Source organism: Pseudomonas sp. MYb193 (assembly GCF_002966775.1).
Lineage (GTDB): Bacteria > Pseudomonadota > Gammaproteobacteria > Pseudomonadales > Pseudomonadaceae > Aquipseudomonas > Aquipseudomonas paracarnis.
This window is the reverse complement of record NZ_CP023269.1, coordinates 3,668,214-3,682,827: the sequence shown is the minus strand read 5'-3', so window position 1 is coordinate 3,682,827 and position 14,614 is coordinate 3,668,214. Positions and strand designations below refer to the sequence as shown.

General features: G+C 62.6%; 13 protein-coding genes. 2 read left to right on the top strand and 11 right to left on the bottom strand.

The genetic code is table 11. From position 1 onward, the window contains the following. Window positions 1-252: 252 nt before the first annotated feature. From CLM72_RS16650 to CLM72_RS16620, 7 genes are all read right to left on the bottom strand, one after another. Window positions 253-591 carry a Na+/H+ antiporter subunit G gene (locus CLM72_RS16650; protein WP_034127905.1) on the bottom strand — a complete coding sequence of 113 codons (339 nt, stop codon included), beginning with the start codon at window positions 589-591 and terminating at the stop codon, window positions 253-255. Continuing rightward, a complete protein-coding gene (locus CLM72_RS16645) occupies window positions 588-866 on the bottom strand; it encodes a K+/H+ antiporter subunit F (RefSeq protein ID WP_003192168.1) in 279 nt (92 codons plus the stop codon). Before CLM72_RS16645 ends, CLM72_RS16650 begins: the two co-directional genes overlap by 4 nt. Next, window positions 863-1,351, bottom strand: a complete 489-nt coding sequence (locus CLM72_RS16640) for a Na+/H+ antiporter subunit E (RefSeq protein ID WP_014718934.1) — start codon at window positions 1,349-1,351, stop codon at window positions 863-865. Before CLM72_RS16640 ends, CLM72_RS16645 begins: the two co-directional genes overlap by 4 nt. After that, window positions 1,348-3,030, bottom strand: coding sequence for a monovalent cation/H+ antiporter subunit D (locus CLM72_RS16635; protein WP_003192165.1), 1,683 nt, complete (start codon window positions 3,028-3,030; stop codon window positions 1,348-1,350). Before CLM72_RS16635 ends, CLM72_RS16640 begins: the two co-directional genes overlap by 4 nt. Then, complete coding sequence (locus CLM72_RS16630; RefSeq protein WP_003192163.1) at window positions 3,027-3,371, bottom strand: Na+/H+ antiporter subunit C; 345 nt, start codon at window positions 3,369-3,371, stop codon at window positions 3,027-3,029. The genes CLM72_RS16635 and CLM72_RS16630 overlap by 4 nt, the downstream gene beginning before the upstream one ends. Then, window positions 3,371-6,292 carry a monovalent cation/H+ antiporter subunit A gene (locus CLM72_RS16625; RefSeq protein ID WP_105227182.1) on the bottom strand — a complete coding sequence of 974 codons (2,922 nt, stop codon included), beginning with the start codon at window positions 6,290-6,292 and terminating at the stop codon, window positions 3,371-3,373. The genes CLM72_RS16630 and CLM72_RS16625 overlap by 1 nt, the downstream gene beginning before the upstream one ends. Window positions 6,293-6,497: 205 nt before the next feature. After that, window positions 6,498-7,427, bottom strand: coding sequence for a DMT family transporter (locus tag CLM72_RS16620; RefSeq protein WP_105227181.1), 930 nt, complete (start codon window positions 7,425-7,427; stop codon window positions 6,498-6,500). Window positions 7,428-7,519: 92 nt separating this feature from the next. On the opposite strand from CLM72_RS16620, the gene CLM72_RS16615 reads away from it, so the two are divergent. Both CLM72_RS16615 and CLM72_RS16610 read left to right on the top strand, forming a co-directional pair. Further along, window positions 7,520-8,083, top strand: coding sequence for a helix-turn-helix domain-containing protein (locus CLM72_RS16615; RefSeq protein WP_105227180.1), 564 nt, complete (start codon window positions 7,520-7,522; stop codon window positions 8,081-8,083). Window positions 8,084-8,105: 22 nt separating this feature from the next. Continuing rightward, entirely contained in the window at window positions 8,106-9,500 is a 1,395-nt protein-coding gene (locus CLM72_RS16610; RefSeq protein WP_105227179.1) for an FAD/NAD(P)-binding protein, read from the top strand. 170 nt (window positions 9,501-9,670) lie between these two features. On the opposite strand, the gene CLM72_RS16605 is transcribed toward CLM72_RS16610, so the two are convergent. From CLM72_RS16605 to CLM72_RS16590, 4 genes are read right to left on the bottom strand one after another with little or no spacing between them, the layout of a single operon-like run. After that, a complete protein-coding gene (locus CLM72_RS16605) occupies window positions 9,671-10,933 on the bottom strand; it encodes an efflux RND transporter periplasmic adaptor subunit (protein ID WP_105227178.1) in 1,263 nt (420 codons plus the stop codon). Continuing rightward, the gene (locus tag CLM72_RS16600) at window positions 10,923-12,401 is read right to left on the bottom strand and encodes a TolC family protein (RefSeq protein ID WP_057974916.1); all 1,479 of its coding nucleotides are present in this window, start codon (window positions 12,399-12,401) and stop codon (window positions 10,923-10,925) included. Before CLM72_RS16600 ends, CLM72_RS16605 begins: the two co-directional genes overlap by 11 nt. Next, entirely contained in the window at window positions 12,394-13,593 is a 1,200-nt protein-coding gene (locus tag CLM72_RS16595) for an ABC transporter permease (RefSeq protein ID WP_105227177.1), read from the bottom strand. Before CLM72_RS16595 ends, CLM72_RS16600 begins: the two co-directional genes overlap by 8 nt. After that, window positions 13,590-14,297, bottom strand: coding sequence for an ABC transporter ATP-binding protein (locus tag CLM72_RS16590; protein WP_034127896.1), 708 nt, complete (start codon window positions 14,295-14,297; stop codon window positions 13,590-13,592). Before CLM72_RS16590 ends, CLM72_RS16595 begins: the two co-directional genes overlap by 4 nt. Window positions 14,298-14,614: the final 317 nt, after the last annotated feature.

Sequence of the window (14,614 nt, the reverse complement as noted above, 5' to 3'; positions counted from 1 at the left end):
TGTTTCGCCTTTTATCGTGCGAGTAGGATGTAGGATTATTCGATTTTTGTCTGAGATTTCGACTTGGTGCGGGCCGATGATGCTGAGCTGGCGCAATGGGCGGCGCGTATCCGCTCTTTTGCCTGGCGCCAAACCAAATGGTGGGAGCTGGCTTGCCTGCGATAGCGGTGTTCCAGTCAATGATGCTGTAACTGATAAACCGCTATCGCAGGCAAGCCAGCTCCCACATTTTTACTGAATTCGCCTGAAGAATCAGCGGCGGCTGCTGACTTCGGCGGGGACATCATCACCGGCCATGCGTTTGCGGAACAGCGCGGTTCGCGCCAGCAGCAGTGTGGTGACTGGCACGGTGATCGCGAGCAAAATCGGAATCAACCAGCCATGCAACACCGGCCCGGACTTGAGCACCGAAAAGTAGATGATCGACGCCAACGCCACGCTCCACGCCCCCAACGTCGACGCCAGTGCCGGCGGGTGCATGCGTTGGAAAAATTCTTTCATCCGCAGCAAGCCAATCGCGCCAATCAAGGCAAACAGGCCGCTGAGCAACAGCAACGCCGCCACGATAATTTCAACCCATAACGGCATCATTCAATCACCTCCCCACGCAGCAGGAATTTGGCCAGGGCGAACGAGCCGACGAAGCCGAACAGCGCGATCAATAGCGCCGCTTCAAAGTAAGTGTCGCTGGCATAGCGAATACCCAGGGTCAGCATCATCAGCATCGCCAGGATGTATAGGTAGTCCAGCGCCAGTACCCGGTCCTGGGCCGAGGGGCCTTTGAACAGGCGCACCAGGGTCAGCACCATGGCCAGGGAGAACAGGAACAGGCTGAACAGGATCGCATTGGCGAGCAGGGCGCTCATTCGAAGATCTCCATCAGGGGCCGTTCGTAGGCGTGCTTGAATTGCTGGATAAACGAGGCCTCGTCATCCAGGTCGAAGACGTGCAGCAGCAGGATGCTGCGGTCCAGGGCCAGTTCCGACCAGACGGTGCCGGGGGTCACGCTGGTGATCATCGCCAGCACAGCCAGGCCGTTGGCGTCGCGCAGGTCCAGGGGGATCTTGATAAAGCGCGAGCGCGGTGGGCGTGAGCCGCAAGTGAGTACGCCCCAGGCCACGTGCAGGTTGGAGATGATCACGTCGAGGCCGACCCGGAAGAACAGGCGGATGATCACCCCTGGGCGGCGGATGCGGATCGGCAGCGGGCGCAGCGGCGCCATCATCAGCGGCGCAAGAAAGCCCAACAGTGCGCCCAGCAGCAGGTTGCCGGGGCTGATCGACAAGTTCAGCACCAGCCACAATACCCACAACGCCAACGACAGCCAGGGAGCCGGGAACAGACGTTTCATGGCTGCACCTCCAGGGCGGCGGCCTTGGCTTCAGGGCTGGGCACTGGCCGGGTCGCGAGCACTGCCATCACGTAGTGTTCCGGGTTGTTCAGGCTTTCGGCGGTGGCCTGGGTGTAGCGCATCAGCGCCTCGGCCTTGAAGGTCAGCGCGATGCTCAACCCCAGCAGCAGGAAGATCGGCACACACTCGTAGCGGCGCAGCAGCGGTGATGGGCGTTCTTCCGGGGTCCAGAAGCGCTGGATGCCGAGGCGGGCGAAAGCGATGAGCGAGGCCAGGCCAGAGAGAATCAGTAGCGCCACCAGGCCCCAGGCCGCCGGGCGGATGGACTCGTCCACGGCGTTGCCCAGGCCCAGTGGGTTGATCAGCGCGCTCAACAGGCTGAGCTTGCCGATAAACCCGGACAGCGGCGGCATGCCGATAATCAGCAGCGCGCAGGCGATAAAGCTCAGGCCCAGGAAGGCCATGGTCCAAGGGATGACCTGGCCGATCACCGCTTTTTGCTCATCGTCCAGGTTCACGCCCGGGCGCGGATGCAGCGATTCCATGGCTTTGGGCAGCGCATCAATCTCCTCATCCAGCGGCAGGTCGTTGGCCGAACGCGAACGCTCGATCAACTCCGCCAGCAAAAACAGCGCACTCAGTGCCAGGGTGGAACTGACCAGATAGAACAGCGCCCCCGCGGTCAGGCTCGGCTGGGCAAACCCTACCGCTGACAGCAGGATACCCGCCGACACCAGGATACTCAGGCTGGCCATGCGTTCCAGGCGCTGCGCCGCCACCATCGCCAGTGCCGCGCAAATGATGGTCGCCATGCCGCCATACACCAGCCAATCGCCGCCAAACAGTGCCGAAGCCCCGGCCTGGCCGGAGAACAGCAGGGTCCACAGGCGCAGCACGGTGTACACGCCGACCTTGGTCATGATCGCGAACATTGCCGCCACCGGCGCGCTGGCCGAGGAATAGGCGGGCGCCAGCCAGAAGTTCAGCGGCCACATGCCAGCCTTGGCCAGGAACGCCGTAGCCAGGATCGCCGCACCGGCATGCAACAGGCCGCGATCGGCCTCCGGCACCAGCGGGATTTTCAACGCCAGGTCGGCGAAGTTCAGCGTACCGGTGACGCCGTAGATCATCGCCGCGCCAATCAGGAACAGCGACGACGCCAGCAGGTTGATCGCAATGTAATGCAGCCCCGACGACACCCGCGCGCGGCCGGAACCGTGCAGCATCAGGCCGTAGGAGGCGGCCAGGAGCACCTCGAAGAACACGAACAGGTTGAACAGGTCGGCGGTGAGGAAGGCGCCATACAGCCCCATCAGTTGGATCTGGAACAGGGCGTGGAAGCTGGTGCCCGCACGGTCCCAGCGGGCCATGGCGAACAGTAGCGCGCTGACGCCGATAACCCCGGTCAGCACCAGCATCATCGCCGACAGTTGGTCCACCACCAGGACGATGCCGAACGGCACCTGCCAGTTGCCCGGCAGGTACACGCCAATGGAGCCGGGGCCGCCTTGTTGCGTCCAGTACAACAGCAGGATGGCCACGCCCAGGCCGACGATGCTGGAGCACAGATTGATCTGGGCTTTGAGTGGGCGGCGTTTTTCGCCCAGCATCAGCATCAGCCCGGCGGTGAGCAGCGGCAGCAGGATCGGCGCGACGATCAGTTGATTCATCCACGTCATTCCTTGGGCTCCCGGCCGTCTACATGGTCAGTGCCGGTGAGGCCCCGGGATGCCAGCAGCACCACCAGGAACAACGCGGTCATGGCGAAGCTGATCACGATGGCCGTGAGCACCAGGGCCTGGGGCAGTGGATCGGTGTAGTTGAGCAGGTCTTGGGGCACGCCGTCCTTGATGATCGGCTCCTTGCCGATAAACAGGCTGCCCATGCTGAAGATGAACAGATTGACGCCGTAGGACAGCAGGCACAAACCCATGACCACCTGGAACGTCCGTGGCCGCAGGATCAACCAGACGCCGGAGGCCGCCAGGACCCCAATGGCTATTGCGATGACTTCTTCCATCAGGCGGCTCCTTCGGTTGCAGCAACCACTTTGGGCTGGTTGCTCGGTTTATGCGCGCGCACCGACTGGTGGCCGAGGGCGGTGAGCATCAACAGGGTCGAGCCCACGACCATGGCGTACACGCCGACGTCAAAGAACAGCGCACTGGCGATATGAATATCGCCCAGTAACGGCAGGCTGAAATGCCAGGTATGCGTGGTGAGGAACGGGTACCCGGCGAACAGCGCGCCCAGCCCGGTCAAGGTGGCCGACAGCAGGCCGAAGCCCATCCAGCGCATCGGCCGCAGGCTCATCTGCGCCTCGACCCACTGGGTGCCGGCGACCATGTATTGCAGGATAAACGCCACCGACATCACCAGCCCGGCGACGAAACCACCCCCAGGTTGGTTGTGGCCGCGCATGAACAGATAAAACGACACCACCAGCGCAATCGGCAGCAGCAGGCGCACCAGCACCGCCGGCACCATCATAAAGCCCAGGGCGGTGTCGCTGGCCTGGCGCGGGTTGACCAGGTCGGTGGCCACGTCCGGCGCCAGTTGGCGCTGTTGGGGTGGCAATTCCATGCTTTCCTTGGACGGGCGAAAGCGACGGAGCAAGGCGTACACGGTCAAGGCCACAGCGCCCAGTACGGTGATTTCGCCCAGGGTGTCGAAGCCACGGAAGTCCACCAGCATCACGTTCACCACATTGCTGCCGCCGCCTTCGGGCAGGGCACGGCTTAAGTAGAACGAGGAGATATCGTTGGGTGTCTGGCGGGTCAGCATCGCGTAGGACAGCAGCGCCATGCCGCCGCCCACCACAGTGGAGAGCAGCAAGTCACGCAGGCGGCGGATACGCGCCTTGCGCAGCGAGCTGGGCAGGGGCGAGACCTCTTCGATCCGCCTTGGCAGCCAGCGCAGGCCGAGCAGGATCAGCACGGTGGTGACCACTTCCACCACCAGTTGGGTGAGGGCCAGGTCCGGCGCCGAGAACCACACGAAGGTGACGCAGGTCATCAGGCCGCACACGCTGACCATGGTCAAGGCCGCCAGCCGGTGGTACTTGGCTTGCCAGGCGGCGCCAAGGGCGCAGGCAATCGCCAGCATCCACAGGGTGACGAAGACGATGGAGCCCGGGATTTTCGGGCGGTCGCCCCAGCTGAGGCCACTGTTGATCATCGGGATCATCGCGCCGATCACTGCCAGCAGCACCAATAGGAACAACTGGGTTTGCAGGCGCTTGGTGCTGATGCGTTTCTCGATGCGGCGCACGCCGCGCATCATCACCACCAGGCAGCGCTCGAAGCCGCGCTTGCCGTTGAAATAGCCGATCAGCGGCGGGTATTCGAAGCGGCCACGCTTGAGTTGCTTGCGCAGCATCAGGTACAGCACCACGCCGCCGGTCATCGCCACCAGGCTCATGATCATCGGCGCGTTCCAGCCGTGCCAGATTGCCAGGCTATATTCCGGTAGCGTACCGCCCACCACCGGCAGGGCGGCAGCGGCGAGGATCGAGCCGACCACCTGGGCCGGGAAAATCCCCACCAGCAGACAGGTGAACACCAACAGCTCGACGGGTGCGCGCATCCAGCGCGGCGGCTCGTGGGGCGTGTGCGGCAAGTCGGTGGCGGGCGGGCCGAAGAACACGTCCACGGTAAAACGCAGGGCATAGGCCACGCTGAATGTACCGGCAATGGTCGCGATCACCGGCAGGGCGATTTCCACCCATTGGGTCGACGAGATAAACACGGTTTCGGCAAAGAACATCTCTTTGGACAGGAAGCCATTGAGCAACGGCACCCCGGCCATGGACGCGCTGGCGACCATCGCCAGGGTCGCAGTAAACGGGATCAGGCGCACCAGCCCACTGAGCTTGCGGATATCCCGCGTGCCGCTTTCGTGGTCGATGATGCCCGCCGCCATGAACAGCGAAGCCTTGAAGGTGGCGTGGTTGAGAATGTGGAATACCGCGGCAACTGCGGCCAGTGGGCTGTTGAGGCCCAGCAGCAGGGTGATCAGCCCCAGGTGGCTGATGGTGGAATAGGCCAGCAGGCCCTTGAGATCGTTTTGAAACATAGCGCAGTAAGCGCCGAGGAGGAGAGTGAGGGCGCCGGCACCGCCGACGATCCAGAACCATTCTTCGCTGCCGGACAGCGACGGCCACAGGCGGGCCAGCAGGAACACGCCGGCCTTCACCATCGTCGCCGAGTGCAGATAAGCCGAAACCGGCGTCGGCGCCGCCATGGCGTGGGGCAGCCAGAAATGGAAGGGGAACTGCGCGCTTTTGCTCAAGGCGCCGATCAGCACCAGGGCGAGCATGACCGGGTACAGCGAATGCGCGCGAATCTGATCGCCCGCCGCCAGCACCTGGTCCAGGTCATAGCTGCCGACGATATGCCCCAGCAGCATCACCCCCGCCAACAGGCACAGCCCACCTGCGCCAGTGACCATCAGCGCCATATACGCACCACGTCGCGCATCTGCACGGTGGTGCCAATAGCCGATCAACAGGAACGAGAACAGGCTGGTCAGTTCCCAGAAGAATACGATCTGGATCAGGTTGCCGGAGATCACCAAACCCAGCATGGCGCCCATGAACGCCAGGAAAAATGCAAAGAAACGCGGCACCGGGTCGTCCGGCGACATGTAGTAGCGCGCATACAGCGACACCAGCGTGCCAATGCCCAGCACCAGCATCGAGAACAGCCAGGCAAACCCATCCATGCGCAACACGAAGTTGAGCCCCAGGCTGGGCAACCACATGAATTCTTCGCGGATCACGCCACCGTGGGCGATCTGAGGGTAGAGCAGGGCGACTTGAATAGTACCGACCAGTGCCACAAGGCCGGCCAACAGGGATTCGGTGTTACGTGCGTTATGCGGCAGCAAGGCCGCCAGACAGCTGCCGATAAAAGGCAGAAGCAGTAGAACTATCAGGGACATAGGCTTCTAATCTGCGGGAGTTTGGGATGCATCATACGTGCCGCTTTCATGATCACCAAACGGCAAGATGTGGCAGGATCCTACAAGGTAGGCTGAAACCTCCCATTTGGCACTGTTTCAACCTCCCTCTGAACTGAAATGCCGACCCTGTGGGAGCCGGGCTTGCCCGCGATGACGATAGACTTGGCACCACAGCGTTTCCAGGTCAGCCCTGACGCTCCTGTTCCAAGGCATCTGCCTGCTCAACGGCCTTCTGCCCCTTCGTCTTCAATTCACTCACAATCACCGCCACCACAATCAGCACCGCCCCCAACATCGCGATCGGCGGGAACCGTTCGCCGGCGATTCGCCCCACAACGCCTGCCCACACCGGCTCACCGGCATAAATCAACGTCGCCCGCGTTGGCGAGACACTCTGCTGTGCCCAGTTCATCGCCACCTGGATCACCGCACTGGTCAAGCCCAGGCCCACGGCACTGAACAGCAACAGCCAGGAAAAACCCGGCAACGCCTCGCCCATGGGCACCACCATCATGAACGACAGCACCGAAGCGGTGGCCAGTTGCACAACGGTCACCCGACGAATATCCACCTGGCCGGCAAATGCGCTGATCAAGATGATCTCGGCCGCTATCGCCACTGCACCGATCAAGGTGGCGATTTCACCCGCGCTGAAATTCAGCGAGGCCCCTGCCGGGCCGGTCAACAGCATCAAGCCGGCAAATGCCAGCATGATGCCGATGCTGGGCATCAACCCGGGGCGACGGCCCAGGACCAGCCACTGCAACAGCGGCACGAACGGTACATAGAGCGCGGTAATGAACGCCGACTGGCTGCTCAGGATCGTCTGCAAGCCGATGGTCTGCAAACCGTAGCCGAACATGATCGCCACCCCGATAAACACCCCGGCCTTCAATTCGAACAGGGTCAGGTCGCGCAGGGTGCGCAAGGAAAAGAACCCCACCACAATCGTCGCTGCCGCGAAGCGCAGCCCCACAAAAAACATCGGCCCGCTGACCGCCATGGCGTGCTGCACCAGCAAAAAGGTGCCGCCCCAGATCATGGTGATCACCACCAGGATGCATTCGGCTTTACTGAAACGGTTGAAACGCGAAGGGGAGTTCGGGGCGGTCATGGCGGCTCGGTCTTGCAAGGGGAAAGCACGGACCGCACAATGCGCCGCACGCTGGGCAGTATACTGCGCACACCCACCTATTGAGCAATATAGTGCACAAAGAAAATCCGCAACGGGCTTCGGTCCTGCAACACGTCAGCCAGAACGTTCGTCGCCTGCGCCATGCCGCCGACTTGAGCCAGACCGCGCTCTCGGAAAAATCCGGTGTCAGCCGGCGCATGCTGGTGGCGATAGAAGCGGGAGAGAAGAACGTCAGCCTTTCGACCCTGGACCGTGTCGCCGAAGCGTTGGACGTGGCGTTCAGTGATCTGATTCAGGCGCCGGATGTGCGCGACCACAGCCGTATCAATGAGCTGGCCTGGGCGGGCGAGACTGTCGGCAGTAAGGCGGTGTTGCTGGCCAAGGCCACGGCACGGCGTGAAGTCGAGTTGTGGGAGTGGCGGCTTGAACCCGGTGATCGTTATTGCCCGGACCCTGACTTGGAAGGGTGGAGCGAACAACTGTTTGTGTTCGAGGGCAGCCTGACGCTGGTGATAGGTGATCAGGAAAATCTCATCGAGGCTGGAGAGTTCTTTATGTTCGCCAGCCACCAGCCCCATGCTTATCGCAATGATGGGAACGCGGCGGTACGGTTTGTTCGAAATGTGGTGATTTGAGCAGCAATAAGGGCGAACTGGCATGAGTGAATCCACCCGCGTTGCAGATGTACTGATCATCGGTGGTGGCCTGAGCGGCACGATGCTGGCCGTGCAACTGCTGCGCCTGCCGGGCACGCGGCGCATCCTGATAGTCGAACCCCGTGCTGAACTGGGGCGCGGCGAAGCCTACAGCGCGGTCGAACTGGGCCATACGCTGAACGGCAATGCGGCGCGTATGAGCGTTGACCCGGACAATGCCGACGACCTGACCCAATGGCTCACCGACTACATCAGCGCCGGCGGATGGCCCGAGTCGAACCAACAGCATGTGCCTATCAGCGAGCTGTTCCCGCCACGGGGGCTTTTCGGCCTGTACGCGCAGCAGCGTCTGGCGCAAGCCAAGGCGCTTTCTACATCGAGCGTCGAGCACATCCGCGCCGAAGGGGTAGACCTGCAAGTCGATGCCACCTCGGTGTTGTTGACCCTCGATACTGGCGAGCAACTGCGCGGCGCCTGTGCGGTATTGGCCACCGGCATGTTCCCGGCGGCGCGTACTCCGCAGACCGAGTCCACAGGATTGAATGCCGCCGCGTTGGACCCTTGGGATGTCCCCGCGATGACCCGGCTCGACCCACAATCGACCGTGCTGATCATCGGCTCGGGCCTGACCATGGTCGATGCCGTGGTCTCCCTGGAGCAGGCCGGGCATCGCGGGCCTATCGAGGTATTTTCGCGCCATGGCTTGTTGCCCCATGTACGCCGGCAACCGCCGAGCTGGGACGACTTCCTCGCCGCTGACCACAGCCTGAGCAGCCCCCGACAATTGCTGCGTGAGGTGCGACGCCAATGCCAGCTCGCGTTGGGGCAAGGCACAGACTGGCAGGCGCCGCTGGACACGGTGCGCGGGCATATCGCGCGGCTGTGGAGCCAGGCCAGTGAGGCCCAGAAGCGCCAGTTCGTGCGGCATGTACGGCCTTGGTGGGAAAGCCATCACCACCGTTCGCCGCCCTTGAGTGCGCAGTTGGTAGCGCGGTTGCAGGGGCAAGGGCGGTTGCGGATTCAGGCGGCGTCGTTCAAGGGCTTGGTGCCGTCGCAAGAGGGGGTTGCCATTGCGGTGCGCTACCGTGGCGAGGATGTGATCACCCAGGTGTTGGGCGCTGCGCTGATCAATTCCAGCGGCATCGAATACGACTGGCGCCGGGTGGCCCGGCCTTTACCGCGGCAACTGCTCAAGCGCGGGTTGATTCAACCTGGGCCGCTGGCGCTGGGGATTGCAGCGGATGCAACGGGGGCGGTGCTGGATGCTCACGGCCAGGTCAGCCAGCGACTGTTCGCCATGGGGCCACCGTTGCGGGGTATGTGGTGGGAGAGTACGGCGGTGACCGATGTGGCGCTGCAGGCCAAGGCACTGGCCGCCAGGCTGACACAGCGCTGAATGTTGGAGCTGGCATTGATTGCCCCAATGCAAGTAACCGGTAATCTTGTGGCGAGGGAGCTTGCTCCCGCTGGAGTGCGAAGCGCTCCCAGGATCTTGGGGCCGCTGCGCAGCCCAGCGGGAGCAAGCTCCCTCGCCACAGTGCAGCGTTCCCACATCTGGATCGAGGGTCAGTGATTGATTCCATCGATCCTCACCAACCCCGCTTCAAGCCCAAACACCTCAACCCCCTGCGGCGTCGATTGCCCGGTGGTGACCTTCACTCGCTCTACCGGTTTATCCATCGCCGCCCGATACTCCACCGTCATGTCCGCCTGGATCGCCTGGCTGGGAATCACGATCGCCTGGTCATTGTTATAAGTGACAATCGTCAACCGCGCACTCATGCCCAGGCGCACCCGCTGCAACTGCTGGGGCGTCAGCGTGGGGATCGACAAGGTCACCGGAAACTGCGCACTGCCCTGGCTGTCGCTGGCGATGGCCAGGCCGCTGACCACGCTGACTGAACCCGTCAGCCGCTCGCCATCAAAGCCATCGCCCATGACTTCAACGGTCTGGCCCTGACGCAACTGGTTGATATCCAGCTCTGAGACCTTGGCCACGATTTTCAAGCGTTCGATATTGGCCAGCCCGAACAGCACCTGGCCCTGGCTGACCTTGCTGCCGGCCTGCACCGGCGCGTTGTTATTGCCGCCACCTTGAGCGGTACTGGTGCTGCCGGGCGCCGGTACCACGATGCCGGAGAAGGGCGCCTTGACCTCCTTGCCTTCGAGCAGTGTTTGCAAGGCTTCGTACTTCACCGTGGCATTGGTCAGCTCCATTTCGGCGATCTGCCGATATTCGCCCTGGCCTTGGTCCAGGGCTTGTTGCAGCTCACTGCGCGCCGCCACCAAGTCCAATTGCTGTTGCTGGGTTTGCTGCTTGAGGTCGTCAAGTTCGTTACGAGGGATGATGCCGCGCTTGAATAGGTTTTCGCTCTCGGTGAGTTTGCGTTGGGTGTTGCCCGCGGTCATTTCAGCGGTGCGTAAACTGCGACGGGCGCGGCTGACGGTGGGGCTGCTGCCCCAGTCCTGCATTTCCTGCACGGTACGCCGGGCCTTGAGTTGCGCGGAGAGGGCGTCGCGCAGCTGTACTTCAAGCGTCGCCGGGTCCATGCGCAACAGGACCTGGCCGGCCTCGACACGCTGGCCTTGTTCGACCAGGTTGGCCAGCACATTGCCGTCGAACGGTGCCGTCAGGACGACGGTGGTGTCGGGCTCGATCTTGCCCACCAGGCCGATCTGGTGCACCAACGGGTCGGGCTTTACGGCCAGCCACTGTTCGCCTGTACCCGCCTGCTCAGCCCCGCTGCGTTGACTGAGCAGGCCGGCGGCCGCGCCGGCCAACAGCAGGAACAAGGCAACGGCCAGCAGGGATTTTTTATTAGTAGTCATTAAGGGCAATTTCCCAACTTTCCAGCGTCATGCCCAGGGTCAGATCAAGCTGAGTCTGGGCGTTCAAATAAGCGATCAGCGCATTGAGCTGGGCATTTTCGGCGTTGCGCAGGTCGGTCTCGAAGCTCAGCACCTGGAAGTTGGTGGAGCGCCCGGCGCTGAGCTTTTCCCGCTCGATCTCGATCTTGCGCCGCGACAACTCCACGGCGCGCTTGGATATTTCATATTGGCGCCAGCGGGTGCCGAGGTCACGCACCACATTGTTGACGTTGCGCTCCAGCTCCTGGCGGGCGTCGGTAATGCGGATTTCCTGGTCTTCTACATTTACCCGTGCACGCACTTCGGCCTGGCGCGTGCTGATATCGCCAATAGGGATTTGCACTTGCACCCCGGCGTAACTGTCCCAGGTGCGGTTATTGTTATGGCCGTTGTCGTTATCGGTGGCGGCGCGTATCTGGTTGGCGCCAGCGACCAGGTCCACCTGCCAGCGCCCGGAATCCTTGGCGATCACCAGGTCGAGGTCGGCCTGTTGGCTACCGAGCAGGGCAGCGAGGTATTCCGGTTGCTGGTTTTGCGCAAGGTTGAAGGCCTGGCGCTTGTCGATCTCCATGGGGGTGGCTTCCAGGGCCTCGGTGGCACGCACGGGTGTCGACAGGTCCAGGGCCAGCAGGCGCAGCAACGCCAGGCGGCTGGTGTCGAGTTGGTTGCGCGCTTCTTCCACGCCTAATTGCTGGGTGGCGATATCGGCTTCGGTCTGCACGATCTCGAATTCGGCCATGCGCCCGGCGCTGATCAGCGCTTTGTTCACCTCCAGTAAAGTATTGGAGCGTTTGAGCGCTTCCTGGACGATCACCAACTGTTCCTGGGCGCGCAACAATTCGCGGTAGGTGGCGATGATCTGGCTGATGGTCTGCGCCACGGTGGCCTTGAGGTTCAGGCGGTTGGCCTGCTCGGCCAGGCGCGACAGGCGCAGCGGTGCGGTGGTGGCATCCCAGCCGGCCCCGCGCATCAGCGGTTGGATGATCGCCAGGTCCAGGCCGTCGCTGCGGTAGCGGCCGGCGCGGTTGGCGTTGTTCAACTGCTGGGTCCAGGCCATGCTCAAGCGCGTGCCGTATTCGCCGAGCAGGCTGCTGGTAGGCGCGACGTTGGCGTTGCGCGCATTGTCTTGGGAGCCACGGGTGCTGCGGTAATAGCTGTTGAGGGTGAGCTTGGGGTTGAACACGTCTTCGGCCACGCGCAGGTCGAATTTCTGCGCCACCCGTTGCAGGTAGGCGCTGCGGATCGCCGGGTTATTCCGCAGGCCCAGGTACACCGCGTCCCCCAGGGTCATGGTGGTGGCCTGGGCATTCAGCGAGACGCTACGCTCGTAGCCGCTGCGGGTAGTGCTGGGTGCCTGAGGGTTGATCACCACATCGGCGGCCATGCCCGGCAGGCTGATCAGCATGAGCAGCGGCAGGTACTTATTCATCGCGCAGGGCCTCGACCGGCTGCAAGCGTGAGGCCGACACCGCCGGGTAGATGCCAAAGAACAAACCCACCAGCAACGTGCTGCCCACGCCCAGGGGCAGGGCAGCCACTGCCAACGCAAAGGCCCAGCCCGACAGCCACGCATACAGCCAGGCAGCGGTCATGCCCAGGACTGCGCCGCACAGCGCACCCACGGCGGTGAGGGTGACCGCTTCGAGCAAAAACAGGTTGCGGATATCCCGCTGGCGCGCGCCCAGGGCCATGCGGATGCCGATCTCACGGCGGCGTTCCGAGACATTCATCAGCATCACGTTCATCACCCCGACACCGCCGCCCACCAGGGAGATCGCGCCGAGGGCCAGGAGTAGATAGGCAAAGGTGCGGCTTTGGCGGGTCATGCCATCGATCATTTGCTGGGGCACCGTGATGTCGACGCTATGGTCGCTGAGCTGGGGTTGCAGCGCGGCGGCGGCGTCCCTGGCTATGCGTTCCATGTCCTGCCCCGGCGCCGCGCGGATGAGCACGTTGTTGATCTGCGGGTTGGCATAGATGCGGCGCATGCCCTCGGCGGGAATAAACAACGATTCGTTGGCCTGCACCGGCATCAGCATGGCCCGGGGTTGGTTGTGCAGGATACCCACCACCAGAAACAGGTAATCGTTGATACGCACACGGTCGCCCAGTTGCAGCGGGTCACCTGGCGCGCCGAGAGCCTGGGCGAGCTGGTCGCCGATCACCCCGTAGGTTTCGTTGGCATCGAAGGGTGACAGGAAGCGCCCCTCACGCAGCGCCAGGCGCATGGCGTTCTGGATACCGGCAGTACTGCCGACAAAGTTGGCATTGGCGGTCCGCCCATGAAACACAATGGGCCCGCTGAACAGGCTGAGTGCGCCGATATGGGCAATGCCCGGCACTGCCCGGCGTACCGCATCCAGGTCGAGCTGGGTGCGCATCGGCACATTGCTGCTGCCCTTGGGCGGGAACTGGGCGATGAGGGTGTCGGTACCCATGTCCTTGAAAATCATCGCCGCATCCACCGCCGCGTTGTGGCCGATATTGATCAGCGCCACCACCGAGGAACTGCCGATGACGATCCCCAAGAGCGCCAGGATCGAACGCTTGCCCAGGGTGCGCAGGCTGATAAAGGCTTCGTGCAGCAACTGGCTGAGGCTCTGTTCGACCCGCAGGCTCATGGGCGCCCGGCCTCATGCACCACGCCGTTGCACACCAGGATCTTGCGCTCCAGACGCTCGGCAATGTGGGGGTCGTGGGTGACGATGATCAGCGTCACCTGTTGGTCACGGTTGAGGTTCAACAGCAGGTCCATGATCTCTTGGGCGGTAGTGCTGTCGAGGTTGCCGGTGGGTTCGTCGGCCAGGATCACCGAGGGTTTGCCGACCAAGGCGCGGGCAATGGCCACACGTTGGCGCTGCCCTCCGGAGAGGTCGGCGGGGCGATGGTGGGCGCGTTCGGCGAGGCCGACTTGAGCGAGCATGCGCTGGGCGTGTTCCACCGACTCATGCCGCGACACGCCGCGATAACTCAAGGGCAGTGCGACGTTGTCCAGGGCACTGAGGCGTGGCAGCAGGTTGAAGCTCTGGAACACGAAACCGATCTGCTGGTTGCGGATCGCCGCCAACTCATCGGGGGTGGCGTTGAAAATATCGTGGCCGGCAAAGTGGTACTGGCCGCAGTTGGGCAGGTCCAGCAGGCCGAGGATATTGAGCAGGGTGCTTTTGCCGGAGCCAGAGGCACCGAGAATGCCGCAGCTGTCACCGCTGGCGATGGACAGGCACACGTCATTGAGAATGCTCAATTCTTGCCCGGCGAGCTGATAGCGCTTGCCGATGCCTTGCAGGGAAATCAAGCCGGGTTGCGCGGGGGTCTGTGTCATCATGACTACGCCTGCAGTCTCGACGGTACCGCCTTGCTCCCCGAAACTCCTTGTAACAAGTTCAGAAGCTGCCTGTAGCCGTCACGGACTGGTTTTATTTCTTGTTTTTAAAATATTGTTTGAATAGTAACTGCCTTCCTGACGCTTCGCCAGCCGTCGAGGTAGAGCGGTTTTACCGGTTGAAACGATTTTCTCACCTAGTGTCAGAGGCGGATAAAAACCCTACGATTTGCCTCGGAAGCCCGGATATATGGGCTTTGCAAGATATGGCGGAGTGTCACTACTTGCTTTCGACGGGCCGCCCCGGTATAAAAAATCAA

Excerpts from the sequence above, each read along its gene's own strand:
- CLM72_RS16640 (WP_014718934.1), bottom strand. The coding sequence starts at position 1,351 with ATGAAACGTCTGTTCCCGGCTCCCTGGCTGTCGTTGGCGTTGTGGGTA.
- CLM72_RS16630 (WP_003192163.1), bottom strand. The coding sequence starts at position 3,371 with ATGGAAGAAGTCATCGCAATAGCCATTGGGGTCCTGGCGGCCTCCGGC.
- CLM72_RS16645 (WP_003192168.1), bottom strand. The coding sequence starts at position 866 with ATGAGCGCCCTGCTCGCCAATGCGATCCTGTTCAGCCTGTTCCTGTTC.
- CLM72_RS16605 (WP_105227178.1), bottom strand. The coding sequence starts at position 10,933 with ATGACTACTAATAAAAAATCCCTGCTGGCCGTTGCCTTGTTCCTGCTG.
- CLM72_RS16620 (WP_105227181.1), bottom strand. The coding sequence starts at position 7,427 with ATGACCGCCCCGAACTCCCCTTCGCGTTTCAACCGTTTCAGTAAAGCC.
- CLM72_RS16600 (WP_057974916.1), bottom strand. The coding sequence starts at position 12,401 with ATGAATAAGTACCTGCCGCTGCTCATGCTGATCAGCCTGCCGGGCATG.
- CLM72_RS16590 (WP_034127896.1), bottom strand. The coding sequence starts at position 14,297 with ATGATGACACAGACCCCCGCGCAACCCGGCTTGATTTCCCTGCAAGGC.
- CLM72_RS16625 (WP_105227182.1), bottom strand. The coding sequence starts at position 6,292 with ATGTCCCTGATAGTTCTACTGCTTCTGCCTTTTATCGGCAGCTGTCTG.
- CLM72_RS16635 (WP_003192165.1), bottom strand. The coding sequence starts at position 3,030 with ATGACGTGGATGAATCAACTGATCGTCGCGCCGATCCTGCTGCCGCTG.
- CLM72_RS16595 (WP_105227177.1), bottom strand. The coding sequence starts at position 13,593 with ATGAGCCTGCGGGTCGAACAGAGCCTCAGCCAGTTGCTGCACGAAGCC.
- CLM72_RS16610 (WP_105227179.1), top strand. The coding sequence starts at position 8,106 with ATGAGTGAATCCACCCGCGTTGCAGATGTACTGATCATCGGTGGTGGC.
- CLM72_RS16650 (WP_034127905.1), bottom strand. The coding sequence starts at position 591 with ATGATGCCGTTATGGGTTGAAATTATCGTGGCGGCGTTGCTGTTGCTC.